This window comes from Deltaproteobacteria bacterium HGW-Deltaproteobacteria-4, from assembly GCA_002841765.1.
GTDB lineage: Bacteria > Desulfobacterota > Desulfuromonadia > Desulfuromonadales > UBA2197 > UBA2197.
In genome coordinates this window covers 34,218-59,493 of the sequence record PHAV01000014.1, presented here as the reverse complement: position 1 = coordinate 59,493, position 25,276 = coordinate 34,218, and the positions used below count along the sequence as shown (strand labels likewise).

The following is a 25,276-nucleotide window of genomic DNA, read 5'->3' as shown; positions in this document are numbered from 1 at the left end:
TTGACAGAGCTTCGGTTCGCAGGTTAGAAGATAGGACGTTTTTCATGCGCCTGTTTTAAGGCGGTCTGAGTGAGGGTTTGGGGATGGGTCAATAGAGGATGGATCGATAGATGCCGCTGAGGTCAGTCATGTGCTGATCGGCGGCATTTTGCGTTGTTAAGGAATACTTACTTATAAGAATTAATAAACTAGGGAGTGTCCCTAGTTTTCGACTGGTCCCCAGCCAGAAGGTTTCAAGAGAATGCAATTGTCTCCCTTCGGATCGAATTCAATGAAAATATGCTTCGTGATAAAGCAAAATCTGCTGGAGGTAGATGGGATCCTAATAAACAGGTTTGGTTGGTACGTTATGGCGCCATTGCTGGTACTGATCTAGAGAAACGAATCATTGATAAAAAAACCTAATGGAGGCATATACATATATATGCCGATAAAGCATATACGCGTATAGGCAAGTTTATACCTGTAGATGCGGGCATATACGGGTATATACAAACGTCAACAGCTGTACAATATGTTATCCGGAAGGGAAACTGCTGAGATGCGCTTCGCTCCGTTCAAGCTCGAACGCTACTTCGCACAGTACGAGTTCACGGCGCCATACCTTCTCTGCTCCTCTGACTGCGAGAGCATGCGACTCGATGAATTGTTGGCGCTGGAGCCCGACGCACGTGAACAATTCGACTCGCTGTGGCTGGGGTACACCGAATCGCTCGGGGATCCACAACTTCGCCAAGTGATCACCACGCTCTACGAGAAAATCGGCTCCGACCAGGTTCTCGTACACGCTGGAGCCGAAGAAGCTATCTTCAACTTCATGAACGTCGCCCTTTTTCCCGGGGATCACGTCGTCGTCCACGCGCCCTACTACCAGTCCCTCGGCGCGGTCGCGGAGGGCATCGGCGCTGTCGTATCAGAGTGGCGAGGTGACCCGTCACGCGCCTGGGAACTGGACCTGGTCGAGTTGGAGCGTCTGTTGACGCCCCGTACCCGGGTCGTGGTGGTCAACTTCCCGCACAACCCAACAGGCTACCTGCCGACGCTGGAATTCGCTCGCGGGCTGTCAGCGCTCTCCGACAGGCACGGATTCGTCATCTTCGCAGACGAGGTCTATCGCGGCCTGGAGTTCGATGCTGCCGACAGGCTGCCGGCCTTCGCGGAGTTGAACGAACGCGCTGTGTCGCTTGGCGTGATGTCGAAAACCTACGGCCTTGCCGGACTTCGCATCGGCTGGGTGGTGACTCAAGACGACACCCTCTTTGCCAAACTTGCCTCCTTCAAGGACTACACCACCATCAGCAACAGCGCCCCGAGCGAGTTCCTGGCGACCCTGGCACTGCGCCATGCCGGGCCGATCGTTGAGCGCAATCTGCGGATAATCCGCGACAACCTTCTTCTGCTCGATTCTTTCTTTGCCGTGAACGCCGAGCGTTTCGACTGGCAGCGGCCGAAGGCGGGATCCATCGCCTTCCCCACGCTTCTGCAGGGGAAGGTTGACGATTTCTGCGCTGACCTCGTCAAGGAGGCAGGCGTCCTGCTCCTGCCGGGAAGTCTTTACGGAGAGGGGTACAACTCGTTCCGCATTGGCTTTGGCCGCAAGAACCTGCCGGACGCCCTTGCAGTGCTAGAGGATCATCTCCGAGGCTCCAGATAACAATGAGATCGAGCTGACGCGCTTTGCTCGCAGCTCATCTCAAACACGTTAGATGAGGGAACCTCAAGGGGACACTGCTTGTTATTTTGCTATTGGAGAGGAGAGGCTCTGAAGAGATTCATTTGTCGATTAGCAATCCTGTACATGGCAAAGGTACCTGACTTACAAACTGTCAAATTGAAGCGCTGACATGTTGCAGTTTCCTTGACGAACACAACGCAAAAGGCGGCCAAATTGGTCGCCTTTTGCGTTGTGTTGGGAAGAGGAAAAGGGGCGGTAGACATAAGACAGAATTGACCCAGCGAATTAATCAGGTGGTCAAAGCCACGTCTCACAATCCATTCGTCCGTGTAGAATACGAACGATTTCTATCGAATCTTTGGATGTCTGCCGATAAAAGATTACATGACTTCCTGCACTAAATTTTCGGTAGCCGCTGCGAATATCGCTGCAATCCTTCCCTGTCCGCGGATTGGCAGCCAGTTGTTGAAAGGACATATCCAACATTTCCAGATACAGGTTGCGCTGTTCGCGTCCCCAATGGCTCAAAGTATAGCGACCAATATCCATTAAATCGGCAATGGACTTCTTCGTGAGGCTGAAGGTTTGCATCAGCAGCAGCCGTCGTCGTCAAGTTCCTTGAGCAAAGCCTTAAGAGAATAGTCGGATTTGCCGCTTTCTTCCCCTTCGACAAGCGCTCGACGCAACAAGGAAAGTTTGGTTTCACGCTCTTCCAGAAGCCGTAACCCAGCTCGTATTGCCTCGCTTGCTGACCCAAAATGACCTTGGGCGACCTGTTGAGAAATGAATTGTTCGTAATGTGAGCCGAGCGTGACGCTGGTATTTTTTTTCATGGGATAGGCCTCCAACAATATCTGAGATTACATTAGATTATAATATTTATTGGTATAGGTCAAATTGAAGGGAGAGGCTCCGGGGACATTCTATAGTCGATTAGCCGACTGCTCAATAAAGTACACTTCTCCATCATGTTTGACGCTTCGACTTTCGGACAGTCTCGTCGAAATTCAGGGTCACCATACTTATGAAAGCCAGGGGTATGGCAAAGATGCCTGGCTTCCAATCTGTCAAGTTGAAGTGCTGACTGGTTGCCGTGGACATGACAGAATTGACCCAGCGAATTAATCAGATGGTCAAATCCGCGTCTCAGCACACCTCCGCCCCATAGGCGACCACCCCCAGCCCCTCCTTGAAAAAGGAGGGGCTGGGGGTGGTCGATTTCATCCTCCCAGTTCTTCCCGCATCATCCCGACCAGACAACGATAAATCTCCTCGCGACTGCGGATAAAGGCGGGAACCTGGTCGTTCAGGATCTTTTCAATCCCCTGCAGCACCGCGCCGTCGACACTCTCCAATTCATCCATCACCGCCTCAAACATCGGGATGACTTCGTAAAGATCGTTGCGATCAAAAGGATGGGGATCCGGCAGGCCGGTAAATTTCGGCGCATCCCGTGTCTCTTTTTTGCGCGGATAGCGATAGTACAGATCCGACGGTTTGATCTCGATGCCCATACTCACCTCCTGATGCCTGATTATTCAGCAGTCGATCCGCAGGATGCACAACCGCCGGCTTTGGCGGCACAGCTGCTGCGGCATTCGACCAACGGTCCATCCCCCTGCCGGGCAGCGCGAACACTTTGTAAACTTTCGGACGTGATCCGCCAGGTACCGTCAACTTCGACGCCGGTCAGTTCGTTGCGACGCAACAACATGAGGATGGCGGTCGGGGTGGTATTAAGGGCGATTGCGGCTTCTTCTACGGTCAGATTTATTCCTGTGCACATGCCCAACTCCTTGGGCGCAGTCTCTTGCTGCGCATGAAAAAACCCACAGAGATGATTCTCTGCGGGCGCCGTTGCTCGCGGTGGGAACCCGGCGGCGGGTTCCTGTTTGGTTGTGGTGGTAGGGGCGCCCCTCGTGGGTGCCCAGGTCCGGGTCGGCACAAGAAGCGGGCACCCACGAGGGGCGCCCCTACCGTTGATCTTTGAGCATAAAGTGGGCCAACCCCGCCGGCGAAAGCCGAACCAATTCCCCCGCCAGCCTCTGCACCTCGACACTCACCGCCGCATCGAGTTTCTTCGACCAGGCGCGCGGCAGCTGCTCCATGCCGTAAAAAGCGCCGGCCAGAGCGCCGCCGATGGCGCCGGTGGTGTCGGCGTCCCCCCCCTGATTGACAATACCGATCAGGCAGTCTTCAAAGTTGCTGGTGGTAAAGAAGTAGTGCAGAACGGTCTGCATCGTCTCGACGACATAGCCGCCGGCATGGCCGCGATAATCGTTGAAGTGGAATTTGGGGTGGGCAGCGATGAGCTCGCGGGCGATGGCGTGCAGAGCAAAGCGGTCGGCGCCACACAGGGCGGCGTGGATCATTTTGCCGAAGGTGAGACAGGCGGCGTCGGAAAGGGGGTGATGGTGGGTGAGATGGGCCTGTTCGATGGCGCAGCGCCGCAACAGCGCTGCGTCACCGAGGGTAAAAAGAGCGGTGGGGAGCAGGCGCATCAGGGCGCCGTTGCCGGCGTCGTTGTCGCTGTAGGGCTGTTCGAGGGTGCCGTTGAGCAGGTAGTCGCGGATCCCTTTACGGCAGGTGCTGCCGATGTCGATCGGTTTGCCCTTCATCCAGGAAACGAAGTTGTCGGCGATGGCCGCTAGCTCCCATTCACCCCGGTCAACGATCGCCCGGGCGACGCAGAGGGACATCTCGGTGTCGTCGGTGACCCGGCCGGCCTTGAGATGGAGCCAGCCGCCGCCGATGATCTGCCGATGCACCTTGTACTGGTTGCGGATTTCGCCCGGCGTCATGAATTCGGTGGTGGCGCCGAGGGCGTCGCCGAGGGCGAGACCGAGAAAGGCGGCGCGGGCTCGGGAGGTCAAAGCATCCGGGGAGGAATTCGTCATCCTCCTCAGCCGCCGCTCAAAAGTTGCACTTCGAATTCGCCGCCGATGACCAGCAGCTCTCCTTCCCCTTTGAGCAGGGAAGTGGGGAAGATGTCGCCGCTGAAGAAGATCTTCGCCAGCGGCACCTCGGTCTGCAACACGCGGCTGCCGAATTCCCAGGCGCGTTCGAAGTCGCTGGTAAAGGAGTTGAGATTGTTGAGGCGCAACAGGTAGCGGCGCTTGTCGTACTGTTCGATGACCTGGTGCTCGGCAAAGTCGTTGATGCCGCGGTACAGGGTGAGGGGGGCGCCATCGGGGTGGCGGCAGAGCATTTCGAACTGAACGTATTCATAAAGGAGATCGAGCTGGGCGTAGATGGCGCTGGTGCGGGCCGAGCCGTGCATGCGGTCGATCAGGTAGCGCTGCATCGCCGGGTCGTCGGGGCCGGCAATCGGCTGATGATGGAAGGTCGGAGCAAGTCCGATGCGGCTCTCGACCCAGCCTTTGAGGACCGCCCCTTCGACCGAGTTGGAGTCGAACATCCAGCCGCGCAGAAAACGCAGATAACTATTCTTCAAACTCTTGCGCCCCGACTCCGAAGTCTCCTGTTGCCACTGATGGAGCTGGAAGGTGACATCGAGATAGTCGTTAAAGAGGGCGGCGCGCGCCAGCGGGTCGTCGAGTTCGGCAAGGCGGCGGAAGAGATTGGGATTGGCGCTGCTCACCCCCTGGATCTCGATCCGCTGGGGATTCCGGTTGAAATGGCGCGAGGCGATCGCCCAGGGGGGGAGATTGCAGCGATTAAAGGGGGACGACGCCATCGTCTCCCCTTCAGCTTTCCATGAGGAGGATGGCCTCAGCAACCTCTTTCAGGGTTTTGCGTTTGTCCATCGAGAGTTTCTGCATCTTGCGATACGCTTCCGCCTCTGTCATCCCCTTCTTGATCAGCAGTCCTTTCGCTTTGTCGATGAGTTTGCGCGTCTCCAGGGTTTCGCGCAGGGTCGAGACCTCTTCGCGCAGAGAATGAAGTTCGACAAACTGGTGAATGGCGAGATCGACGGCCGCGAGCATCTGCTCGTCGCGGAAGGGCTTGACGACATAACTGAGGATGCCGCTGAGGCGGGCGCGTTCGATCGTCTCCAGATCGGTGGCGCCGGTCATCAGGACCATCGGCGTCGGGAACTTCTTGTTGATCTGGTCGCAGGCCGAAAGGCCGTCGAGCTCGGGCATGGTGTAATCGATGACAATGAGGAGCGGTTCGAGTTTGAGGGCGAGAGTGACGGCGTCGCGACCATTCGCCGCCTCGATAATCTGGTCGAAGCCATAACGTTCCAGGACATCACGGACCTGACGACGCAGCAACGGTTCGTCATCGGCAATCAGAGCGGTCTTCATCGCGATTTCCTTTCGAATGCGGCCCGGCGGGCCGGTAGGGGTGCTTCTCGCTGAATGCAGGGAGATATTATTTTCTTATGCAGAGCCGATGCCAAAAGCTATGTGTTCGATTAATTGGGTTATTTTTTCTTCTAAAAGGTGCTCGTGTCATTTTATTGGGCAGAGGCAGCGGTTGTTTGTAGTAAAAAAGGCCGCCATCCCAGCTTCAGAATGGCGGCCTTTTCTCGGCAGGAGGCAACCTGACCGAAAAATAACTTTAAATTAGAAGGAGAGAGCGACCGTCAGACCGGCGACAACTTCATCGTCAAGAGCATCTTTGGCTTCGTCGCTAATCGGCGTCGAGTAAAGGACCGAAGGGGTGATTGCCAGCTGATCGTTGATGGCATAAGACAGGCTGGCGCTCAATTCGGCATTATTCAAATAGTCGAAGTCGAAGTAGCCGGCAGCCGCGCCAACGCTGAGGCTGGTCTTGTCGGCAATGTCGAAGCTCTTGCCGAGGGCCAGAATCAGGTAGGAGACCTCAAATTCATCGTAATCGTAAAAGTAGGTCAGCTTGAGGTCGAGCGGCAGGGTGGTGGGAGCCACCGCAAGATAAACTTCATTGGTATCGCTCGCTCCATCCACATTGTAAAGAATGTTGCCGACACTGACCGCCAGGGGACCGAGCTCTGTGCTGTAGTCGAGGGTGAAATCGACCTCATCCAACTCGCCGGTATTTTCATTCATATTCCCCCACCAGTTGACCGAGAACCCCCCTGTTCCAACGGTGACCGAAGGCTGGACGACCATGTTCGCGTCACCGGTGAAGTTTGCGCCGCGCCAGATGTAGTCACTGAAGACGCCGACGGAGGCACTTCCTTCGACTTTGATTTCGGCCAGGGCGGAGGTGGCGCCGGCAAAGAGCAGGGCGGCAGCAAGTAATACGGTTAGTTTCTTCATCGTTCTTCTCCTTGGGTGTGATGGTTTGATGACAATAATGCCGAGCGTATTCGGCGACAATTTTTAACGCAGGCCCTGTGAACCGCGACCAAATTCCGGGTAAGCTTCGAGACCGAGTTCGGTGGTGTCGCTGCCGGCAAATTCTTCCTCTTCCGAGACGCGAATGCCGACGGTGAATTTGAGTACCAACCAGACGATGGCGGAGGTGATCAGGACAAAGGCGGCAATGGATGCCACGCCGATCAACTGGGTGACGAAGCTGGCGTCCGGGTTGGTGATGGGGACGGCCAGGGTGCCCCAGATGCCGCAGACCAGATGCACGGAGAGGGCGCCGACAACATCGTCAATCTTGAGCTTGTCGAAGAGGGGGACGGCTAGAACAACCAGAACGCCACCGACAGCACCGATGAGGATGGCGGCCCCCGGTGTCGGGGTGTCGGGGCCGGCGGTTATCGCGACCAAACCGGCGAGAGCGCCGTTGAGGGCCATGGTCAAGTCGACTTTCTTGTACAGAGCCTGGAGCACAAGGAGGGCAGCGATCATGCCGCCGCAGGCAGCGAGGTTGGTGTTGACGAAGACGTTCGACATGGTGATGGCAGAAGCGGCACTGCTGAGGTCAAGGACCGAGCCGCCGTTGAAGCCGAACCAGCCCATCCAGAGGATGAAGGTACCAAGGGTTGCCAGGGTCAGGTTGGAACCGGGCATCGGATTGACCTTGCCCTCTTTGGTGAATTTCCCTTTGCGGGCGCCGAGGATAATGGCACCGGTCAGCGCCGACCAGCCGCCGACGGAGTGAACCAGGGTCGAACCGGCAAAGTCCTTGAAGCCCATGCCGGTGAGCCAGCCGCCGCCCCAGACCCAGGAGCCCTGAATCGGGTAGATGACGCCGCAGAGGATGGCGCAGAAGATCATAAAGGGCCAGAATTTGATGCGCTCGGCCACGCAGCCGGAGACGACGGAGCAGGCCGCGCCGCAGAAGACCATCTGGAAGAACCAGTCGGAGCCGGTGGCGTACTTGCCGCCGAAGTCACCGGCGAGGGCGGTGGCGTCATCCGGCCCCCAGAGGCCGAGACTGCCGATCCAGCCGCCGTCGACGCCGTTGTACATCAGGTTGTAGCCGGCGACGTAAAAGAGGATGCCGGCGACGCCGAAGAGGGAGATATTCTTCAGGCAGATCGTCGCAACGTTCTTGGAGCGCACCAGTCCGGCTTCCAGCATGCCGAAACCGGCGGCCATCCACATGACCAGGGCACCGTTAATCAGAAAGGAAAAGGTGTTGAGAATGTAGCCGACTTCGCTCATCGGCGCGTCTTCGGCCAAGGCCAGGGCCGGCGCCAAAAGCAGCGCACAGCAGGTGAGGGTTATCTTGTTGATCCGTTTCATGGTGTCCTCCCGTTTATGGTGACTGTTGTCAGTTGCTTTGCGTTGTTAGAGGGCGTCGGTTCCGGTCTCGCCGGTACGGATGCGAATCGATTGGTCGACGGGGGTGACAAAGATCTTGCCGTCGCCGATACGGCCGGTGCTGGCTTCCTTGAGAATGAGTGTAACAACCTTTTCGACAAGATCTTCCGGGAGCACCAATTCAATCTTGACCTTGGGGAGAAAGTCGATCTGGTACTCGGCGCCGCGGTAAAGCTCGGTGTGACCCTTTTGCCGACCGAACCCCCGGACTTCACTGACGGTCATGCCGGTGATGCCGACTTCGGTCAGAGCACTCTTCACATCTTCGAGCTTGAACGGTTTGATGATCGCTTCCACTTTTTTCATCATCGTTTTGTCCTCCGGTTGTGAGATTCTGAAATAAATAAAGGCGCCCGATTTCCTGTCTGGTGTCAGAAAACGGGGCGCCTTTGCCCTGTAAGTACGATTCCATGACGCCGTTGTCAGGAAGAGTCTTTGTTTGATTTTTTATTCACCGTCGTCTTGCTGTCGGTCTTGTTGTTTTTCTATAGCATAGGCTGTGCCAGATTTTTTTTATTAATAAGTTCAATGTTTTAATTGGTTGATCTGGTTTTTGTCCGCTATCCGCACCGCTGAGAATATCGGTGATTGCCTAATATTTGTTCAATCTTCTGGCGGGGAGAGTCACTTTGACCGTGGTGCCACTGTCGCAGTCGGAGTCGATCTCGATCGTCCCCTGATGTTCGAGGATGATGTGGCGGCAGACGTAAAGGCCAAGGCCGGTCCCTTCGCCATCGGCCTTGGTGGTAAAGAATGGGTCGAAGATCCTCTCCCTCACCCCGGCGGGAATTCCCGGGCCGCTGTCGTGCAGCAGAATTTCAGCATAATCCTCCGCATGTGTCCGCGTCGTCAGGGTCAGCGTCCCTTTTGTCCCCATCGCCTGCACCGCATTCATCACCAGGTTGATCAACACCTGCTTGAGGCGGTTGGCGTCGGCTTCGACCAGGGGGATCTCGCCATACTCTTCGCGCAGCTCAATGCTGTGGCGCAGAATCTCGAAACGGAGCAGGCGGAGGATATCGGCGAGGAGATCGTTGAGGTCGATCGGCACAAAATTTTCGTCCTGTGGCCGCGAAAAGGAGAGGAGGCTGCCGGTGAGTCCTTTCAACCGCTCGGTCTCGCCGGCGATGCGGGCGATGATCTCCTGCTGGAAGTCGGAGAGGGGCTCTTCCCGCTCCAGAAGTTGCGCGGCATAAGCGATGATCGCCAGGGGGCTGTTGACTTCGTGCGCCAGCGCGGCGGTGAGGCGGCCGACTTCTGCGAGCTTCTCCATATGCACGGTCTGATCAAGGAGCTGGCGAAACTTGGTAATATCCTCGACGATGACGACGACGCCAATGGTTTCGTCGGCCTCTTTGAGCGGGGTGATGCGGCGTTTTTCGAAGCGGGTGGTGCCGCTCAGGTCGCGGTGACTGAGCTGAAGCTTTTCACTGTGCCCGGTGGTCAGCACCCGCTGCAAACGCTCGTCAAAATCTTCATCGCGCAGGGCCGGGAAGAGGCTGAAGAGCTGGCGGCCGACCGCGGTGTCGGTGCTGACGCCGCTGATTTCGGCCATACGCCGGTTCCAGGCGGTGATGGTCAAATCGGCATCAAGGGCATAAATGCCGAGACTGGCGCTATTAAGGATCCGTTCGTTGAGATGGTGCAGACGCTGATAACGCTCCGAGCCCTGGCGGAGTTTGTCATAGAGGCGGGCATTCTCAATGGCGATCGCTGCCTGTCCGGCGAGGGCAAGGAGGGGTTCGATATCGGCGCTGCTAAAGGCGTCGGGACGCGGGCTCTCGACGTTAAAGACGCCGATGAGATGATCGCGCACCAGCATCGGCACGGCGAGTTCGCTGCGGGCGCCGGCAATGCCGGGGAAGTAATCGGCTTCACTGCGAAGATCGTTGATCAACAGCGGCTTACGACTGCGGGCGACGCGCCCCATGATCCCCTGGTCGACCGGCAGCGCCGGCGTCGTCACCTCGGCCGGATAACCGTAAGCGGCAACCGTGGTCAGGGTTGCTCCCTCGGCATCAAGGAGGCGGATGATGGCATTTTCAAAGCCGAAGATCTCCCGCGAGACCTGGAGGATGCGATCGAGGAGTTCGGGGAGATCGACGGTCGAGGCGAGATCCTGGCCGATATTGATCAGGGCATTGAGGAGTTTTTCACGGGATACGGCAGTCATGTGTGAAGCTCTCTCCACTCAAGGGGTTGGCTTTCACATTCGCATAATATGTGCCAGATATTTTGTTTAAATAATACTCAAAATCAGGGAGTTGCGCTGGAGGTACAAGCTGGTAACAATAGAGTTGCCATAAAAACAGGCAGGACTGCCGCGTAATTGCACAAAGAATCAGCCGCAGCTACCCAGGGTGGCGAGGGCGAGGAGCCGTGACCATTGTACCTGTATCGGTCCGGCCACCATCAGCTCGGTGCCCCCGCCGGGGGTGAAACCGGCAGCTGCAAGGAGGCTTTGCCGCGCCGAGTCAGCAACAAGATCGATGACCAGTTCCAGCTGTGGATCCGCAATCGCCACCAGTCGGTCCAACAACACGGCATCGTCTTGCCGGTCTCCGGCGCTATGCCACGGCCCGATGATCTGGAGATCATCACCCCGGTACAGCAGGGCGAGGCTCTCCCCCTGCTGTTGCCAGCTTCCCGTTTTTTCCAGATGACGCAGCAGGGGGTGGCGATCATCGCCCCAGATGGCGGCATCGACGACGGCACTATTGCTGCCCGCGACTGGCGTTCCCGCTTTGCCCTTTCCCCCCTCCTGACGCACCCAGCGTTCGATCTGTCCGACAGAGTGAAAACCCCGCGCTGCATAAAGAGGAACGCCTGCGGCGGAAGCAGTCAGCCACAGCGTCGTTACTCCGGCAGCGCGTAGTTCCCCGGCTGCATGGTCAAAGAGGGCGGCACCATAGCCACGTCCCCGCTCTGATGGGGCGATAATCAGGTTGCCGATCCAGGCGCTGTGCTGATGGCGGAAGCCAGTGATCAGACCGATGCTGGTATCATCGTTATGACGCAGCGCCCAGGCGCGGCTGCACCCCCCTTGCCGGTGTAACGACAACTCATTCTGCGGCACCCGCCATCCTTCCTGTTTCGCCATTTTCCTGAAGATCAGCCAGTCGCGATCCTCGGCGGTGACAATCAAGACGCCACCTGCCGGGCGGCGGCACAGAGGGTGAAGAGTTCCGGGTCGCTCACCGGGCGTTTGCGTCCCTGCGCCAGGGCCCGCACTTCGCCAAGGAGGTTGTCGGCAAAGGGGAGGTCGGCGGCAATGCCGAGCTGCTGCAAGCGATGAAGGAGGGCGTGACTGCCGGAGTGTTTGCCGAGGACAAGGTGACGGCAAAGGCCGACCTCGCGGGGATCGAAGCCTTCGTAGTTGCCGGGAAATTTGAGGACACCGTCGGCATGCAGCCCCGATTCATGGGAAAAGACCTTCTCACCGACGATCGCCTTCCAATCCGGCACCGGCCGGCAGCTCGCTTTGCCGACATAACGGGAGATCTCGACAAAACGACGGGTGTCGACTCCGGTGTCGATGTGGCAGCTGTGCTTGAGCGCCATCACTACTTCTTCGAGGGCGGCATTCCCGGCGCGTTCGCCGAGGCCGTTTACCGTGGTATTGACGAAGCGGGCGCCGGCGCGAATCCCTGCGATGGCGTTGGCGGTCGCCATGCCGAGGTCGTTGTGGGTATGAACTTCGATCTCCATTTCCGGGACGCGGCAGCGCAGGGCGCGGATATTGTCGTACATACTGAAGGGGTCGAGGATGCCGAGGGTGTCGCAGTAGCGGAAGCGGTCCGCTCCCATGCTCTGCGCAATCTCCATGAGCTCGACGAGGAAATCAAGGTCGGCACGGCTGGCATCTTCGCCGCCGATGGAGACATACAGATCGTGCTCCTTGGCAAAGCCGAGAGCGATTTTCAGCTGCTCCTTGACCCATGCCCGATCCTTGCGCAGCTTGCGGGAGATCTGCAGGTCGGAGACCGAGAGGGAGAGATCGACGGCCCGCACACCGCAGGCCAGGGAAGCCTTGATATCCGGAATCAGCGCCCGATTCCAGGTAAGGAGACGGCACTTGAGATCCATGTCGACAAGGGCGCGGATACTTTCCTGTTCCTCGGTTCCCATCGCCGGAATGCCGCACTCGAGTTCATGGACGCCGATTTCATCGAGCATGGCGGCGATACGTTTTTTCTCCTCCAGGGTAAAGGCGACGCCGGCAGTCTGTTCGCCGTCGCGCAGGGTGGTATCGTCGATGATGACGGGGCTGGCGCTATAATCAGTCATGACGGTCTCCGTAAAACAGAAAAACCCCACGATCGAAAGATCACGGGGCGACGTTGCCAAGGGTCCGGCGGCAATGCCGGAGGGGGTTAATTACTTCTTTAGCACGGGCTATGCCAAGGTAGGAAGGGGCACGGTTGTCGACTTCCCTTGTCGCCGGTGTCGGCTGGCTGCTGCGATGCGGACATTGTTGATGAAAAAAAGAGCAGCGGCAAGTTTTCAGATCCTTTTAGACTATGATAACTTTATGATATAGTTTTTCACTGCTAATCCAGCAGGGAAAATTCATCAGAGGAGGTACACAATGAAAAGAGGTTTGTTGCTCGGTTTGGCCCTTACTTTCGGTTTCACCGGTATCAGTATTGCTGCTGCTCCGGCAAAGGATGGTGCCAGTCTCCTTGAACAACGCTGTTCGGTCTGCCATCCGGCGGCAAGGCCCAAGGCGGCAAAAAAGACCCCGGCGGAGTGGGAATCGACTGTCTCCCGAATGATGGGCAAGGGGGCGCAATTAAGCGGCGAGGAGAAGAAGGCATTGGTCGAGCACTTGGGGAAAACCTATAAACCTTGAAATTTTGACATCTTGCAAAACAAAAGGGCTCAGCGTTTTTTCGCTGAGCCCTTTTGTTTTGTGCGCCTGAAAGGCCGCAACGTTAATAATCAGCTTTGGGGGAAAATACAAAGGGCCCCTGACCTCTTGACGAAAAATTGGAAATGATATATATGAATAAACATATAAAACAATTATCAAGGAGATGTTGATGACTTTGAAAAAGAAGGTTGTACAGATTGCCCCGCAGAGACAGAAACCTGAACTGTACAGATGGTTGCTGGCTGTGGTGATGCTTGCCACCTTGACGCTGGGGTGGAAGTTCCCCCTGATCGGTTTCATCGTCCCGGTGGTGATGCTGACGGCCATTCTATACAGTCTGCGTAAAGGGCGTTATGCCTGCGGAAATATCTGCCCGCGCGGGAGTTTTTTTGATACCTTTTTTCGTTTCGTCGGAGGGAGTCGTGCGATTCCGCAACGCCTGCGTGCCTTGCCAATGCGGTGGGGAGTCTTTGTCGGACTCATGGGATTCATGGGCTTTCAGCTTATGCAGGATCCCGGCAGTGCCGAGCATTGGGGGGCGGTCTTCTGGCAGGCCTGCGCCGTCACCACCGCTGTTGCCATCGTTTTGGGACTGGTGTGGCAGCCGCGTACCTGGTGCGCTGTCTGTCCGATCGGCACCTTGACCGCCACTATCGGTGAGGAGAAGTACCCGATGCAGATTGCGGCAAGTTGCAAATCGTGCGGTCTGTGCGAGAAAAGCTGCCCGATGGAGCTTGCCATCGCAACGCAACGGGACGCGGGAAGATTGGAGCACGGCGATTGTCTCAAATGTTCAAGTTGCCATGCCGCCTGTCCGCAGCAGGCACTGACCTGGCCCAAAGCCGCCTGAGCCGCCGAGGGAAATAGCACAAATAAAAAAGGATCCCGCCGATGTGGCTGGGTCCTTTTTTATTTGTGCTGTCTTTTGCTTTGCTCGTCTACAGGGGGCGTTGCCGCACGACTTCAAAGAGGGCGACGGCGGTGGCGACGGAGACGTTGAGAGAAGGGACCTGGCCGCGCATCGGGATGGCGATGAGGTGATCGCAGTGGCGGCGGACGTTGGGCCGCAATCCTTCGCCTTCGCTGCCGGCCACCAGGGCGACGTGGCCTCGGTAATCGCCGGCATGCAACGGCTCGGAGCCGACATCGCCGGCAAGTCCGTAGATCCACACCCCTTCCTTCTTCAACTCTTCGAGGGCACGGGAGATATTGGTGACCTGGGCGAGGGGGAGATGGGCAAGGGCGCCGGAAGCGCTCTTCTCAACAACGCCTGAAACCGGGCAGGCGCGGTCCTTGCCGACGATGACGCCGTGACATCCGGCGGCGTCGGCGCTACGCAGGATGGCGCCGAAGTTGTGGGGATCGGTGACGCCGTCGAGGATCAGGAAGAAGGCCGGTCCGCCGCTATTGCGCCAGCAACCGATGAGGTCCTCAAGATCGCAGTAAGCAAAGGGGGCAACGCGCAGGATCGCTCCTTGGTGGTGTTTGTGACCGGCAAGACGGTCGAGATCCTGGCGATCGCGCAGGCGTACCGCGATCCCTTTGGCGTTAGCGAGTTGCACCGCTTCACTCAGGCGCGGCGGCAGAACGCCTTTCAGGACGAGGAGTTCGAGGGGGGCGCGCAGGGTGCCGCGCAGCCCTTCGACCACCGGGTTAATGCCGTAGACGAGATCGGCTTCGCTCAAGAGCGCTGCTCCAGAGCGGCGCTGATTTCATCGAGGATCAGCTGGGCGGCACTCATTGGCTGGGGGGCCGCCGAGATCGGCCGGCCGATGACGAGGTAATCAGCGCCGGCGCTGATCGCTTCGCCGGGCGTCATGATCCGCTTCTGATCGTCGGCCGAAGCAAAGGCGGGGCGGACGCCGGGGGTAATGATCTTGAACTCCGGACCGCAGGCGGCGCGAATCTGCATCACCTCCAGCGGCGAGGCCACGACGCCGTCAAAGCCGGCTTCCTGGGTGAGTCTGGCAAGGCGCGGCACCATCTCCGCCACCGGCCGATCGATGCCGATTTCGCGCAAGGTAGCGTCGGTGCTGGAGGTGAGGATGGTCACGGCGATGCGTAGAGGGACGGGGATGCCGGCGGCGTTGCAGCTCTCCAGTGCCTTCCTTGCCGTCTCGCTCATCATCTCTCGCCCGCCAAGGGCGTGGACGTTGAAGATCTTCACCCCGAGACGGCAGGCTTCGATGCCGGCCATCGCCACGGTATTGGGGATGTCGTGATACTTGAGGTCGAGAAAGACTTCGCCCCCTTCGTCACGGATCATCTTCACCACATCGGGGCCGCAGCGGGTAAAGAGCTGTTTGCCGACCTTGAAGACGCCGACATGGTTGCGCAGTTCCCGGACCCAGCGCTGCGCCTGGGCAAATTCGTCGACATCGAGGGCAAAGATAAGGCGTTCAATCGCCTGGTTCATGGATTCTTCCTTTCCTTGAGCTGGTTGATACGGATGGCAATCTCCTGGGCTTGCTGCACCAGGCGGAGAGAGTTCGTGTCGCCGAGATCGCGGCGCGCCGCCATGCAGGCCATAAAGACCAGCTCGCTCAGCGTCTCGGCGAGGAGGCCGCGCTGCTCGTCGGCGGGGGATTTCGCGAGATTGGCGGCAACCTGGCCGGGGTCGATGGTTCCTTTGTCGGTGAGAGTGGCATGGCGCAGGACCGAGGCAAAGGGTTGCGGGAGATCGCGGAGGAACAGCCGCATCTCCAGGCCGAAATTTTGGTTCTTTTCACTGATCTTCTGATAAAGGGCGGCGAGGACACCATTGGCAACCGCCAGAATTTCAGCCAGATCCGCTGAAAGCTCCGGCGTTTCCGGGGAGGGAAAGGTCAAAAGCTTTCGGCCGGCCAGGCGGTGCAGCAGACTCAAGGTCTGAAACTCGTCAAGGCCGCTGCGGGCGATGAGATCGCGCACCGTCAGCTTGCCGCTGCTCGCCATGGCCAGCAGGCGCTCTTCCTTGGCCGGGAGTTCGTCGACGCTCTTTCCTGTCGCCACCGGGATCGCATTGTGGGAATGCAGGGTGCGCATGAAGAGCTGGCGTTCATCGGAGCGGCGTAAACCCTCCATGATCAGATTTTGCGTGCGCAGCGCCAGGCTGGCGGTCGGTGCTTCGGTATTGCGACGTTGTACAAAGATGAAATCCCCTTGCTGGCAGGGGATGAGATGATAAACGATCGCTTCGATCTGGGCGCCGCCCGCATCGCGCAGATCCTGCTCGGTAAGCCGCCCGCCCTGTAACAGTTGCAGCCGCAGCGTCTGTGGATCGTTGCCGGCGGCCTGACGCGTCTTGATCAAGGTGTCGCGGTCGATCTTGCCGGCGGTCAGGAGGAATTCGCCGAGCTCTTCCTCGGGGAAGGTCGAAGTTGCCGAGACCAGTTCCCCTTCGTCGAAGTGGAGATCTTTACTCCCCCCTTCCAGATTGAAGTGGAGGAGGCCGCTCTTGCGGAACATGTTGATGATCGACAGGATTTCCACCACCTGCAGGTCGCCGATACGACCGGCGAGGGCGATCTGCCCTTCTCCGCCCCCCTCGGTGGTGAGGAGAAGGTGGCGCTGCGAGCGGGAAGCAAGGGTCAGTTCCCGGCTGTTCAGGCCATTGGCGACAGCCGTGGGGAGGGCGATGCGGTCAGCACTGTCGAGCTCCAGGCGGGTCATACCTTGGCCAGACGCACCTTCTCGGCGACAGCCGCAGCCATCGCATCGATGGCAATCAGCTCTTTTTCGCCGCCGCTCCGTGCCTGTAACTCCAATGCCCCGTCCTTGACGCCGCGCGCACCGACAGTGATGCGCAGGGGGATGCCGATCAGTTCTGCGTCGGCAAATTTGCTGCCGGCCCGCTCGTCGCGATCATCGAGAAGCACTTCGACGCCGAGTTTCTGCAGTTCAGCGTAAAGGGCTTCGGACGTCATCCGCACACTTTCATCGTTGGGGTTGAGCATGGTGACGATAACTTCAAAGGGGGCGATCGCCATCGGCCAGATGATGCCGTTCGCATCGTGGTTCTGTTCGATCGCTGCCGCGGCAGTGCGGCCGATGCCGATGCCGTAGCAACCCATGTAGACAAACTGCTCCTTGCCGTCACTGTCGAGAAAGCACGCCTTCATCGCTTCGGAGTAGCGGGTGCCGAGCTTGAAGACATGGCCGACTTCGACGCCGCGCCACATTTCCAGCACTCCCCCTGTGCAGCGCGGACAGAGGTCGCCGTGAACGACGTTGCGCAGATCAGCATAAAGGCTCGGAGTGAAGTCGCGGCCGGGATTGGCATTCTTGAGGTGGAGATCGGCCGCATTGGCGCCGACCACGACGTTGCGCAGCCCTTCGACGGCGAGATCGGCAATGACGCGGATGGTCAGGCCGATGGGGCCGGCAAAGCCGACCGGTGCGCCCGTGACCTTGCTGACCAGAGCTTCGTCGGCCAGGGCGAGTTCACTGGCGCCAAGGACCTTGCTCAGTTTGATCTCGTTGAGCTCGTGGTCTCCGCGCAGCAGCACCGCCACCGGTTCGCCATCGGCAACAAAGATCAGACACTTCACTGTCTCGCTGGCAGCGATCTTGAGGAAGGTCGAGACCTCTTCGATGCTTTTCTGGCCGGGGGTGGCAATCTTCTCCAGCGGGCGGGGGTCGCAGTGCTCCGGAGCGCCGGTGGGACGCGCTTCCGCCTTCTCGACATTGGCGGCATACTGGCAGCCGTTGCAGGAGACGATGGCATCTTCTCCTGAATCGGCAAGGACCATGAATTCGTGGGAATAGCTGCCGCCGATGGCGCCGGAATCAGCTTCAACGGCGCGGAAGTTGAGACCGCAGCGTGCGAAGATGCGACGGTAGGCCTGGTACATCTTGTCGTAGGCGGCGATGGCGCCGGCTTCGTTGACATCAAAGGAGTAGGCATCCTTCATGATGAATTCGCGGCCGCGCATCAGCCCGAAACGGGGGCGGATCTCGTCGCGAAACTTGGTCTGGATCTGGTACAGGTTCAAAGGCATCTGCCGGTAGGAGCGCACTTCGCGGCGGACGATATCGGTCACCACCTCTTCGTGGGTCGGCCCCATACAGAATTCCGCTTCCTTGCGGTCCTTGAAGCGCAGTAGCTCCTTGCCGTACTTCTCCCAGCGTCCCGACTCCTGCCACAGTTCTGCCGGATTCGCCATCGGCATGAGAATCTCCAGGGCGCCGGCGCGATCCATCTCATCCCGCACAATCTTCTCCACCTTGCGGATCGTCCGCAGGCCGAGGGGGAGATAGTTGTAGATCCCCGAGGCGACTTTTCGGATCAGTCCGGCACGGAGCATAAGCTGATGGCTGATAACTTCGGCATCGGCCGGAGTCTCTTTGAGCGTGGGGATAAAGTATTGGGAATAGCGCATGGGGGTCAGACCTCGAAAAGGGGGAAATCGCAGCGGCCGAGCCGGTGGCGGAGTGGGAAAATTAGCTTATTCGGGGGATGAATGCAAGGAGAATGGCGCGATGGGGGAGGGGGGTTTTGCTTCCAGGTAGAGGGAGATGGTGAATTCGGATGAGTCGAGTCGCCCGACGTTTGTATTACGTTAACAAGTCTAGAGCACCACCCCCCGACCCCCTCCTTGAAGTAAGGAGGGGGGAGGCAACCACACGCCAGACTTACACATCCAGCACCACCACCGCTCTCCAGCAACCCTCCTCGTGTATCACCCGAAAACAGTGCAGCGTTACCGCTTTGACATCGACGAGGCAGTGGTGGCGGTCGGTCGCGATCGCTTCGCCGCTGACTTGCGCTTCCAACTGGAAAATCCCCTCCCTTTCCTCAATCTCCACCGCATCGGCATGCAGCAGCAGACGACGGGCATCCTTGTAGAAGATCAGTTCCGAGAGAAAGGCCCAGAGGAGCATATCCAGTGATTCGTCTTCCAGGCAGATGGTGAGCTTTTGTTGCCGCGCTACCGCTTCCGGTGCTTCGACCATGGTGCGGAGCAGGGCGGCGGCGCTGGAAATGAAGAGCTCTTCCTGCGTCGCGCCCCAGGCTGCGAAGGCGACATCGGCGGGGGATATTGTGTCGTCAAAGCGAAACGGCATCGCTACCCCTTGATGTTGCCGATCGGCACCAGCTTCACCACCCGGCGGCTGAGGCCGGCAACTTCCGTGGCCGCGGTGACGATGTCGATATCCTTGTAGGCGAAACCGGCTTCCTCGGCAAGACCGCCGTAGGAAGCGGAACGGACATGGATGCCGCGCGCCTCCATATCGTCCAACAGCTGGCGGCCCTTGACCAGCTTCTTCGCCTGGTGGCGGCTCATGGTGCGGCCGCTGCCGTGGGCGGTGGTATAGAAAGTCGACTCCGCGCTCGTCATGCCGGCGAGGAGGTAGGAACCGGTCTCCATGCTGCCGCCGATGATGACCGGCTGGCCGGTCTCTTGGTAAGCGTTAGGGAGTCCGGCCATCCCCGGCCCGAAGGCGCGGGTCGCACCCTTGCGGTGGACTAGGATTTCGGTCATCTCCCCGTCGATGCAATGTTTTTCCAGTTTGGCGGTGTTGTGGGCGACGTCGTAGACCATGCGCATCCCCAGCTTCTCGGGGGAGGAATGGAAGCAGTGGGCAAAGACTTCGCGGATGCGGTGGAGGATGACCTGGCGGTTGGCAAAGCCCATGTTGGCGGCGCACTTCATCGCTGCAAAGTAGGCCTGCCCTTCCGGGGAGCGGAAAGGGGCGCAGGCGAGTTCGCGGTCGTAGAGCTTGATCCCGTACTTGCTCGTCATTACCCGCAGAAAAGTCTGGAGGTAGTCGGTGGCGACCTGATGGCCGAAGCCGCGGCTGCCGCAGTGGAACATGATCACCACCTGGTTGGGGATGGTGATGCCGAAGGCGCGGGCGGTCGCTGCGTCGAAGATGTTCTCCGGCCGTGCCACCTGGATCTCGCAGTAGTGGTTGCCACTGCCGAGGGTGCCGATCTGGTCGTAGCCGCGTTCGATCGCCTTGTCGCTGCACGCTGCCGCATCGGCGCCGGCAAAGCCGCCCCCTTCCTCAGTCATCTCCAGATCCTCGGGGGTGGCGAAGCCGTTCTCCAGACACCAGCGCGAGCCGCGTTCGATCACCCGGCGGAATTCACTGCGCGAAGAGCGGACAAAGCCGCTGCAGCCGACGCCGGTGGGGATGGCGGCAAAGAGCCGGTCAACGAGTTCGCGAATGTGCGGCCGCACCTGCTCTTCGGTGAGGTTGGTCAGGCAGAGGCGCATGCCGCAGTTGATGTCGAAGCCGATGCCGCCGGGAGAGATCACGCCGGTGGCCGGGTCGAAAGCGGCGACGCCGCCGATGGGGAAGCCGTAACCCCAGTGGCCGTCCGGCATGCAGTAGGCGTAGTTGATGATGCCGGGGAGGCAGGCGACGTTGGCGGTCTGTTCGAAGACCCCGGCCTCCATGCCGTGCAGGAGAGATTCCGTGGCGATAATCCGCGCCGGCACCCGCATGCCGTCTTTGTAAGAGGTCGGCAGTTCCCAGGTGGTGTCGGAAACTTTGCGCAGTTGCGGGGGTAGGGCCATGGCATTACTCCCGTCGTTTCGCTTGCAGTTTGTCCGGCAGGTCGGCAACGCTGGCGAGCTGCGCGCCGGCTCCTGTCATCCTGGCGAGAGCAGCGACGCTATCGCCGGGGAGGAGTTCGACGGCGGCGATAGCGTCGATTAGCACCGTCACTGCCAGACCACGCTGCCGGGCTTCGAGGGTGGTGGCCAGGACGCAGTAGTCGGTCGCCAGCCCGCCGATATAGAGTCTTTGCACCCCCATTTCAGCCAGGAGCTCCGCCATTTGCCGGCCGTCAGCGCTGACCGCCTCGAAGGCCGAATAACCGTCCAACGTTGGGTCGATCCCTTTGGAAAGGATCATTGTCTCTTCCGGTAATTGGAGGTCGGGATGGAAGTCCGCCCCGGCTGTCCCCGCGACGCAGTGCACCGGCCAGTCGCCGCCGAATTCGCGAAAATGATGCGTCTGCGGCGGATGCCAATCGCGGCTGGTCAACACCGGCAGTGCTGCCGCCCTGAAGAGTTGGGCGGCGTAATTGAGCGGTGCGATCACCTTGTCGCCGTCGCGGATCCCCAGGGCGCCGCCGGGGCAAAAGTCATTCTGGACATCGACAATGAGCAGGGCGGCTTTTTCAGGCATGGGGCATGCTCCTTTGCAGCTGCGCGATCAAGGTGTTGCGCAGCTCCTTCAGCTCGTCGCAGATCGAGACCTTGTAGCGGTGCGGGTTGATAAAGCGCAGACAGCCCTGCGGCAACATCGCCAGCTCACCGGCACTCCGCGCTGCCATGACCTCCAACATCTCCGGGGGTTGTGTCCGTCGCCCGTTTTGCATCACCACCCGCCGCAGATCCTGGAGGATGACGTCGGCGGGCAGGGTGGTCTGCTGCAGGGGGTTAGCGGGATCGAAAACGACCGCGCCGGCCCCCGGTGTCTTCCCCTCCAGACAGATGACATCCTGAATAAATCTGCCATCCGGCTCCCGCGCCCGCAGCAGCTTCTTCTTCCCCGGCAAGGTCGCCTTGGCGATGTCGCTGGTGACTTTCAATTTCGGCAGGCCATCGATCGCCACCAGCTTGTAGACGCCGCCGAGCGCGCCGCCGCCGCTGCCGCTGCCGGTTGCCAGCTTGGTGCCGACGCCGTAGATATCAATCTGCCCCCCTTCGGCGCGGATCGAATCGATGACGAATTCGTCGAGTTCATTGGAGGCGACGATTTTGACCTCGGGAAAGCCGGCGTTGTCGAACATCTTGCGGCTGGCGCGGGAAAGATAGGCGAGGTCGCCGGAGTCGAGACGGACGCCACGCAGTTCGTGCCCTTTTTCCCGCAGTTCGCGCGCTACGGTGATGGCGTTGGGGATGCCGCTTAACAGTGTGTCGTAAGTGTCGACGAGAAGGGTGCTGCTGTCGGGGAAAGCGTCGGCATAAGCGCGAAAAGCGGTGAGTTCGTCGGGGAAGGCCTGCACCCAGCTGTGGGCGTGAGTACCGCGCACCGGCAGGTCGTAGACCATCCCCGCCAAAACGTTGCTGGTGCTGCGCACCCCGCCGACACAGGCGGCGCGGGCACAGGAAAGGCCGCCGTCCGGGCCGTGCGCCCGGCGCAGGCCGAATTCGAGAACGGTTGCTCCGGCGGCGGCATGGACGATGCGGGCAGCCTTGCTGGCGATGAGGGTCTGGAAGTTGATGATATTGAGCAGGGCAGTCTCGACGAACTGCGCCTCGGCGAGCGGCCCTTCCACGGTCAGCAGCGGCTCGTTGGCAAAGACCACCGTCCCTTCCGGCGGGGCCGTGACGGTGCCGTGAAAGCGGAAGTCGCGGAGAAAGTCGAGAAAGCGGGGTTGGAAGAGCCCCAGACTGCGCAGGTACTCCAGTTCCTCCGGCAGAAAGCGCAGCTTCTCCAGATACTCCAGAGCCGGTTCCAGTCCGGCAAAGACCGCGTAGCCCCCTTCGAAGGGATTCTTGCGGAAGAAGAGGTCAAAGACCGCCGGTTTCTCTGCCATCCCTTCCTCCAGGTACCCGGCGAGCATGGTCAGTTCGTAGAGGTCGGTGAGCAGCGGTGAATAGCGCATGATTCGTCTCCAAAGGGCGTTGCAAAAGCATAACAGGGGATCGGACCAGGTCAAATGGAGGAAGGGCGTCTGCGGGGAAAAAAAGAGTGCGCCCTGCATCCGCGCCGGGGGTTGGTATACTTGCAAACAGGTAGACAGAAAGGGAGGCGAGCATGCGCAACGAAGAGCGGATAGTCAAGGCGGTGGCGGCGGCCCTGGAGCGGGAGAAGCAGGTCAATCTCTACAACTTCCCTCTGCAACTGGAGTTCGCGGACGGAGTGCTGACCATGGAAGGGGAGGTGGAGCATATCATGGCGAAAAAGCGGGCGCTGGAGGTGGCGGCGGCGATCCCCGGCGTCGCCAGCATCGTTGACCGCGTCCACCTTTCTCCGGCGGAGGCGATGACGGACGGCGAAATCCGTGAACGGGTCTGCAAGGCTCTCCTCGCCGAGGAGATGCTCGGCTCCTGCGCCCTCTGGGCGATCGTTAAAGGGAGGCCGGAGGTGGTGCGTGAAGCGGAACAGGGGCTGGACGGCAGTATCGATGTCGAGGTGACGGACGGCATCGTCATTCTCAACGGTGTCGTCTCCAGCCTGACCGCCAAGCGTCTCGCCGGGGTCCTCGCCTGGTGGGTGCCGGGGAGCCGCGACGTGGTCAACGGTATCGAGGAGGTGCCGACCGAGGAAGACAATGCCGATGAAGTTATCGACGCTCTCCGTCTCATTCTCGAAAAGGACCCCTTTGTCAACGCCGGGCAGATCAGGGTCAGCTGTGCCAACGACTGGGTGACCCTCGACGGGCTGGTCAAGAACGAAAGTGAACGGCGGATGGCGGAGGCCGATGCCTGGTATCTCTTCGGCGTCGACGGGGTGACAAATCGGCTGCTGGTCGAGGCGTAGGCGGGGGAAGTATGCGCCTTTTTGTAGCCATCGAGCTCCCGCCGGAGATCAAGCACACCCTCTGGATGCTGCGCTCTGATCTCCCCGGCGCACGCTGGGTGCCACGGGAGCAGATGCACCTGACCCTCGCCTTTCTCGGCGAGGTAGAGGATGAGGCGGTCGGGGTGCTGAGGGCCGAACTGGCGCGGATTCATTTCCACGCCTTCAAGGTCTCCTTTACCAGCACCGGCTGCTTCCCCGGCCGGCAGCGTCCCCGGGTGCTGTGGGTTGGACTGGCGCCGCAACCGCGCCTGACCGAGCTCGCCGCCTTGGTGCGGGAGGCTCTCCTTCGGTGTAACCTGCCGGTGGAGGAACGCCTCTTCTCCCCTCATATCACCTTGGCCCGCCTCAAGGCGCCGGCGGCGCGTGAGGTCGGGGTCTTTCTTGAGCAATCCCTCCCTCCGCACCTTCCCATGCTGGTGGTGCAAGAGTTCATCCTCTTTCAGAGCCGTTTGACCCCGCGTGGCGCCGAGCATCTTCCCCTTCAGAGCTTTCCGCTGACGGTGGAGTGATTATGACCCCGATCTTTCACCCCTTTTTAATCAACTCCCCCTTCGACGACCCAGCAGTCTTTGTCGATTTCCTGTACAGCCGCCGCGCCATCCTCTTCGATCTCGGCACTCTTAATAACTTCTCGACACGCAAGCTCCTGCGCACCGGTCATGTCTTCGTTTCCCACGCCCACATCGATCATTTCATCGGTTTCGATCACCTCCTGCGCCTTTGTCTCGGCCGCGACAAGCATCTCCACCTCTATGGCCCTCCCGGTTTTGTCGAGCAGATTCGCCATCGTCTTGCCGCCTACAGCTGGAATCTCGTCTTCAGCTATGACACCGACTTCACCATCATCGCCAGCGAGGTTCATGCCGATGGCCGTCTCCTCACCGGTGAATTCCACTGCCAGCGCGGTTTTGCGCTGGAAAATTTCCCATTCGGCGGCAAAACCGGCGATCTCCTCCATGACGAGGCCGGCCTTCGTGTCCGGGTTGCCCACCTTGATCACAAGATTCCCAGCCTCGCCTTTGCCCTCGAAGAGAAGTGGCATCTCAATATCATGAAGAACCGGCTGGCGGAGTCAGGGTTGGCGGTCGGTCCCTGGCTCAAGAAACTCAAGGAGGCAATCGTGGGTGGTCTTCCGGATGATACTCCTATGGCGCTGCCGTCAGGGGATGTACGTCCCCTCGGAGAGTTGAAGGAGACAGTGGTGCGGATCAGCGCCGGACAGAAGATCTGCTATGTCACCGATGCCGGCTATACTCCGGAAAATGCCGCGAAGATCGTTGCCCTTGCACAAGGGGCCGACTACCTCTTCATCGAGGCGACCTTTCTTCAGGCCGAAGCCGAACGGGCCAGTGAGCGCTCCCACCTTACCGCCCGTCAGGCCGGTGAACTCGCCCGCGCTGCCGGTGTGAGCAGGGTCATCCCCTTTCACTTCTCTCCCAAGTACCGGGGGAGGGAAGCGGAGCTTCGTGCAGAGCTCGAACAGGCCTGGCACAGGGGATGATTCACCAAGATTGACAAGAAAAGCCCTCATAGATACAATCGTTTTCGTTAAATGAGGAGGATAAAATCATGATTTCATCCTCCTTTTTC

The 25,276-nt window shown here is 59.4% G+C and carries 28 protein-coding genes; 7 read left to right on the top strand and 21 right to left on the bottom strand.

Annotation, left to right across the window (positions count from 1 at the left end; genetic code table 11):
• Positions 1 to 541: 541 nt before the first annotated feature.
• A complete protein-coding gene (locus tag CVU69_10390) occupies positions 542 to 1,654 on the top strand; it encodes an aminotransferase (protein ID PKN11877.1) in 1,113 nt (370 codons plus the stop codon).
• Between the two features lie 318 nt (positions 1,655 to 1,972).
• Here CVU69_10390 and CVU69_10385 read toward each other — a convergent pair whose 3' ends face one another.
• The 13 genes from CVU69_10385 to nifV form a co-directional block, all read right to left on the bottom strand.
• Positions 1,973 to 2,266 carry a plasmid stabilization protein ParE gene (locus CVU69_10385; protein ID PKN11876.1) on the bottom strand — a complete coding sequence of 98 codons (294 nt, stop codon included), beginning with the start codon at positions 2,264 to 2,266 and terminating at the stop codon, positions 1,973 to 1,975.
• Positions 2,266 to 2,508: a type II toxin-antitoxin system ParD family antitoxin gene (locus tag CVU69_10380; GenBank protein ID PKN11875.1), complete on the bottom strand. Its 243-nt coding sequence runs from the start codon at positions 2,506 to 2,508 to the stop codon at positions 2,266 to 2,268. Before CVU69_10380 ends, CVU69_10385 begins: the two co-directional genes overlap by 1 nt.
• 387 nt (positions 2,509 to 2,895) lie before the next feature.
• Positions 2,896 to 3,189, bottom strand: coding sequence for a hypothetical protein (locus CVU69_10375; protein PKN11874.1), 294 nt, complete (start codon positions 3,187 to 3,189; stop codon positions 2,896 to 2,898).
• 20 nt (positions 3,190 to 3,209) lie between these two features.
• A complete protein-coding gene (locus CVU69_10370) occupies positions 3,210 to 3,461 on the bottom strand; it encodes a hypothetical protein (protein ID PKN11873.1) in 252 nt (83 codons plus the stop codon).
• A gap of 187 nt (positions 3,462 to 3,648) precedes the next feature.
• Entirely contained in the window at positions 3,649 to 4,572 is a 924-nt protein-coding gene (gene draG / locus CVU69_10365; protein PKN11872.1) for an ADP-ribosyl-[dinitrogen reductase] hydrolase, read from the bottom strand.
• 5 nt (positions 4,573 to 4,577) lie between these two features.
• Positions 4,578 to 5,372, bottom strand: coding sequence for an N-acyl homoserine lactonase (locus CVU69_10360; GenBank protein ID PKN11871.1), 795 nt, complete (start codon positions 5,370 to 5,372; stop codon positions 4,578 to 4,580).
• Positions 5,373 to 5,382: 10 nt separating this feature from the next.
• Positions 5,383 to 5,946, bottom strand: a complete 564-nt coding sequence (locus CVU69_10355) for a response regulator (protein PKN11870.1) — start codon at positions 5,944 to 5,946, stop codon at positions 5,383 to 5,385.
• Positions 5,947 to 6,207: 261 nt separating this feature from the next.
• The gene (locus tag CVU69_10350) at positions 6,208 to 6,885 is read right to left on the bottom strand and encodes a hypothetical protein (protein ID PKN11869.1); all 678 of its coding nucleotides are present in this window, start codon (positions 6,883 to 6,885) and stop codon (positions 6,208 to 6,210) included.
• Positions 6,886 to 6,948: 63 nt separating this feature from the next.
• A complete protein-coding gene (locus CVU69_10345) occupies positions 6,949 to 8,268 on the bottom strand; it encodes an ammonium transporter (GenBank protein PKN11868.1) in 1,320 nt (439 codons plus the stop codon).
• 45 nt (positions 8,269 to 8,313) lie between these two features.
• On the bottom strand, positions 8,314 to 8,652 hold the full coding sequence (locus tag CVU69_10340) for a transcriptional regulator (GenBank protein PKN11895.1): 339 nt from the start codon (positions 8,650 to 8,652) through the stop codon (positions 8,314 to 8,316).
• 286 nt (positions 8,653 to 8,938) lie between these two features.
• Positions 8,939 to 10,519, bottom strand: a complete 1,581-nt coding sequence (locus CVU69_10335) for a hypothetical protein (protein PKN11867.1) — start codon at positions 10,517 to 10,519, stop codon at positions 8,939 to 8,941.
• Positions 10,520 to 10,687: 168 nt separating this feature from the next.
• On the bottom strand, positions 10,688 to 11,491 hold the full coding sequence (locus CVU69_10330; protein PKN11866.1) for a hypothetical protein: 804 nt from the start codon (positions 11,489 to 11,491) through the stop codon (positions 10,688 to 10,690).
• Positions 11,488 to 12,633, bottom strand: coding sequence for a homocitrate synthase (nifV, locus tag CVU69_10325; GenBank protein ID PKN11865.1), 1,146 nt, complete (start codon positions 12,631 to 12,633; stop codon positions 11,488 to 11,490). The genes CVU69_10330 and nifV overlap by 4 nt, the downstream gene beginning before the upstream one ends.
• Between nifV and CVU69_10320 the strand changes: the two genes are divergently transcribed.
• The 3 genes from CVU69_10320 (at position 12,632) to CVU69_10310 (ending at position 14,069) form a co-directional block, all read left to right on the top strand.
• The gene (locus CVU69_10320; protein ID PKN11864.1) at positions 12,632 to 12,886 is read left to right on the top strand and encodes a hypothetical protein; all 255 of its coding nucleotides are present in this window, start codon (positions 12,632 to 12,634) and stop codon (positions 12,884 to 12,886) included. The genes nifV and CVU69_10320 overlap by 2 nt on opposite strands.
• Before the next feature lie 48 nt (positions 12,887 to 12,934).
• Positions 12,935 to 13,198 (top strand): hypothetical protein, encoded by a 264-nt coding sequence (locus tag CVU69_10315; GenBank protein PKN11863.1) that lies wholly within the window; start codon positions 12,935 to 12,937, stop codon positions 13,196 to 13,198.
• Positions 13,199 to 13,388: 190 nt separating this feature from the next.
• A complete protein-coding gene (locus CVU69_10310) occupies positions 13,389 to 14,069 on the top strand; it encodes a FeS-binding protein (protein PKN11862.1) in 681 nt (226 codons plus the stop codon).
• 88 nt (positions 14,070 to 14,157) lie between these two features.
• Here CVU69_10310 and CVU69_10305 read toward each other — a convergent pair whose 3' ends face one another.
• The 8 genes from CVU69_10305 to CVU69_10270 all read right to left on the bottom strand — a co-directional run bounded on the left by CVU69_10305 (position 14,158) and on the right by CVU69_10270 (position 22,766).
• Complete coding sequence (locus tag CVU69_10305) at positions 14,158 to 14,904, bottom strand: 23S rRNA (guanosine(2251)-2'-O)-methyltransferase RlmB (protein PKN11861.1); 747 nt, start codon at positions 14,902 to 14,904, stop codon at positions 14,158 to 14,160.
• A complete protein-coding gene (locus tag CVU69_10300; protein ID PKN11860.1) occupies positions 14,901 to 15,635 on the bottom strand; it encodes an orotidine-5'-phosphate decarboxylase in 735 nt (244 codons plus the stop codon). Before CVU69_10300 ends, CVU69_10305 begins: the two co-directional genes overlap by 4 nt.
• Positions 15,632 to 16,870: a hypothetical protein gene (locus CVU69_10295; protein ID PKN11859.1), complete on the bottom strand. Its 1,239-nt coding sequence runs from the start codon at positions 16,868 to 16,870 to the stop codon at positions 15,632 to 15,634. Before CVU69_10295 ends, CVU69_10300 begins: the two co-directional genes overlap by 4 nt.
• On the bottom strand, positions 16,867 to 18,579 hold the full coding sequence (locus CVU69_10290) for a proline--tRNA ligase (GenBank protein ID PKN11858.1): 1,713 nt from the start codon (positions 18,577 to 18,579) through the stop codon (positions 16,867 to 16,869). The genes CVU69_10295 and CVU69_10290 overlap by 4 nt, the downstream gene beginning before the upstream one ends.
• Positions 18,580 to 18,832: 253 nt before the next feature.
• Positions 18,833 to 19,264 (bottom strand): hypothetical protein, encoded by a 432-nt coding sequence (locus CVU69_10285; protein PKN11857.1) that lies wholly within the window; start codon positions 19,262 to 19,264, stop codon positions 18,833 to 18,835.
• A gap of 2 nt (positions 19,265 to 19,266) precedes the next feature.
• The gene (locus tag CVU69_10280; GenBank protein PKN11856.1) at positions 19,267 to 20,724 is read right to left on the bottom strand and encodes an RNA-splicing ligase RtcB; all 1,458 of its coding nucleotides are present in this window, start codon (positions 20,722 to 20,724) and stop codon (positions 19,267 to 19,269) included.
• Positions 20,725 to 20,728: 4 nt separating this feature from the next.
• Positions 20,729 to 21,340: a nicotinamidase gene (locus CVU69_10275; protein PKN11855.1), complete on the bottom strand. Its 612-nt coding sequence runs from the start codon at positions 21,338 to 21,340 to the stop codon at positions 20,729 to 20,731.
• Positions 21,333 to 22,766 (bottom strand): nicotinate phosphoribosyltransferase, encoded by a 1,434-nt coding sequence (locus CVU69_10270; GenBank protein PKN11854.1) that lies wholly within the window; start codon positions 22,764 to 22,766, stop codon positions 21,333 to 21,335. The genes CVU69_10275 and CVU69_10270 overlap by 8 nt, the downstream gene beginning before the upstream one ends.
• A 152-nt stretch (positions 22,767 to 22,918) precedes the next feature.
• On the opposite strand from CVU69_10270, the gene CVU69_10265 reads away from it, so the two are divergent.
• Genes CVU69_10265 through CVU69_10255 form a run of 3 tightly spaced genes read left to right on the top strand, consistent with a single transcriptional unit; the run spans position 22,919 to position 25,187 of the window.
• Positions 22,919 to 23,644 (top strand): transporter, encoded by a 726-nt coding sequence (locus CVU69_10265; protein PKN11853.1) that lies wholly within the window; start codon positions 22,919 to 22,921, stop codon positions 23,642 to 23,644.
• 11 nt (positions 23,645 to 23,655) lie between these two features.
• On the top strand, positions 23,656 to 24,195 hold the full coding sequence (locus CVU69_10260) for an RNA 2',3'-cyclic phosphodiesterase (GenBank protein PKN11852.1): 540 nt from the start codon (positions 23,656 to 23,658) through the stop codon (positions 24,193 to 24,195).
• A gap of 2 nt (positions 24,196 to 24,197) precedes the next feature.
• Positions 24,198 to 25,187 carry a ribonuclease Z gene (locus tag CVU69_10255; GenBank protein PKN11851.1) on the top strand — a complete coding sequence of 330 codons (990 nt, stop codon included), beginning with the start codon at positions 24,198 to 24,200 and terminating at the stop codon, positions 25,185 to 25,187.
• Positions 25,188 to 25,276 lie beyond the last annotated feature (89 nt).

Bases quoted from the DNA above. Each gene is read 5' to 3' on its own strand.
- CVU69_10390 (PKN11877.1), top strand. From the start codon at position 542: ATGCGCTTCGCTCCGTTCAAGCTCGAACGCTACTTCGCACAGTACGAG.
- CVU69_10385 (PKN11876.1), bottom strand. From the start codon at position 2,266: ATGCAAACCTTCAGCCTCACGAAGAAGTCCATTGCCGATTTAATGGAT.
- CVU69_10380 (PKN11875.1), bottom strand. From the start codon at position 2,508: ATGAAAAAAAATACCAGCGTCACGCTCGGCTCACATTACGAACAATTC.
- CVU69_10375 (PKN11874.1), bottom strand. From the start codon at position 3,189: ATGGGCATCGAGATCAAACCGTCGGATCTGTACTATCGCTATCCGCGC.
- CVU69_10370 (PKN11873.1), bottom strand. From the start codon at position 3,461: ATGTGCACAGGAATAAATCTGACCGTAGAAGAAGCCGCAATCGCCCTT.
- draG (PKN11872.1), bottom strand. From the start codon at position 4,572: ATGACGAATTCCTCCCCGGATGCTTTGACCTCCCGAGCCCGCGCCGCC.
- CVU69_10360 (PKN11871.1), bottom strand. From the start codon at position 5,372: ATGGCGTCGTCCCCCTTTAATCGCTGCAATCTCCCCCCCTGGGCGATC.
- CVU69_10355 (PKN11870.1), bottom strand. From the start codon at position 5,946: ATGAAGACCGCTCTGATTGCCGATGACGAACCGTTGCTGCGTCGTCAG.
- CVU69_10350 (PKN11869.1), bottom strand. From the start codon at position 6,885: ATGAAGAAACTAACCGTATTACTTGCTGCCGCCCTGCTCTTTGCCGGC.
- CVU69_10345 (PKN11868.1), bottom strand. From the start codon at position 8,268: ATGAAACGGATCAACAAGATAACCCTCACCTGCTGTGCGCTGCTTTTG.
- CVU69_10340 (PKN11895.1), bottom strand. From the start codon at position 8,652: ATGAAAAAAGTGGAAGCGATCATCAAACCGTTCAAGCTCGAAGATGTG.
- CVU69_10335 (PKN11867.1), bottom strand. From the start codon at position 10,519: ATGACTGCCGTATCCCGTGAAAAACTCCTCAATGCCCTGATCAATATC.
- CVU69_10320 (PKN11864.1), top strand. From the start codon at position 12,632: ATGACGGTCTCCGTAAAACAGAAAAACCCCACGATCGAAAGATCACGG.
- nifV (PKN11865.1), bottom strand. From the start codon at position 12,633: ATGACTGATTATAGCGCCAGCCCCGTCATCATCGACGATACCACCCTG.
- CVU69_10315 (PKN11863.1), top strand. From the start codon at position 12,935: ATGAAAAGAGGTTTGTTGCTCGGTTTGGCCCTTACTTTCGGTTTCACC.
- CVU69_10310 (PKN11862.1), top strand. From the start codon at position 13,389: ATGACTTTGAAAAAGAAGGTTGTACAGATTGCCCCGCAGAGACAGAAA.
- CVU69_10300 (PKN11860.1), bottom strand. From the start codon at position 15,635: ATGAACCAGGCGATTGAACGCCTTATCTTTGCCCTCGATGTCGACGAA.
- CVU69_10295 (PKN11859.1), bottom strand. From the start codon at position 16,870: ATGACCCGCCTGGAGCTCGACAGTGCTGACCGCATCGCCCTCCCCACG.
- CVU69_10290 (PKN11858.1), bottom strand. From the start codon at position 18,579: ATGCGCTATTCCCAATACTTTATCCCCACGCTCAAAGAGACTCCGGCC.
- CVU69_10285 (PKN11857.1), bottom strand. From the start codon at position 19,264: ATGCCGTTTCGCTTTGACGACACAATATCCCCCGCCGATGTCGCCTTC.
- CVU69_10280 (PKN11856.1), bottom strand. From the start codon at position 20,724: ATGGCCCTACCCCCGCAACTGCGCAAAGTTTCCGACACCACCTGGGAA.
- CVU69_10275 (PKN11855.1), bottom strand. From the start codon at position 21,340: ATGCCTGAAAAAGCCGCCCTGCTCATTGTCGATGTCCAGAATGACTTT.
- CVU69_10270 (PKN11854.1), bottom strand. From the start codon at position 22,766: ATGCGCTATTCACCGCTGCTCACCGACCTCTACGAACTGACCATGCTC.
- CVU69_10265 (PKN11853.1), top strand. From the start codon at position 22,919: ATGCGCAACGAAGAGCGGATAGTCAAGGCGGTGGCGGCGGCCCTGGAG.
- CVU69_10260 (PKN11852.1), top strand. From the start codon at position 23,656: ATGCGCCTTTTTGTAGCCATCGAGCTCCCGCCGGAGATCAAGCACACC.
- CVU69_10255 (PKN11851.1), top strand. From the start codon at position 24,198: ATGACCCCGATCTTTCACCCCTTTTTAATCAACTCCCCCTTCGACGAC.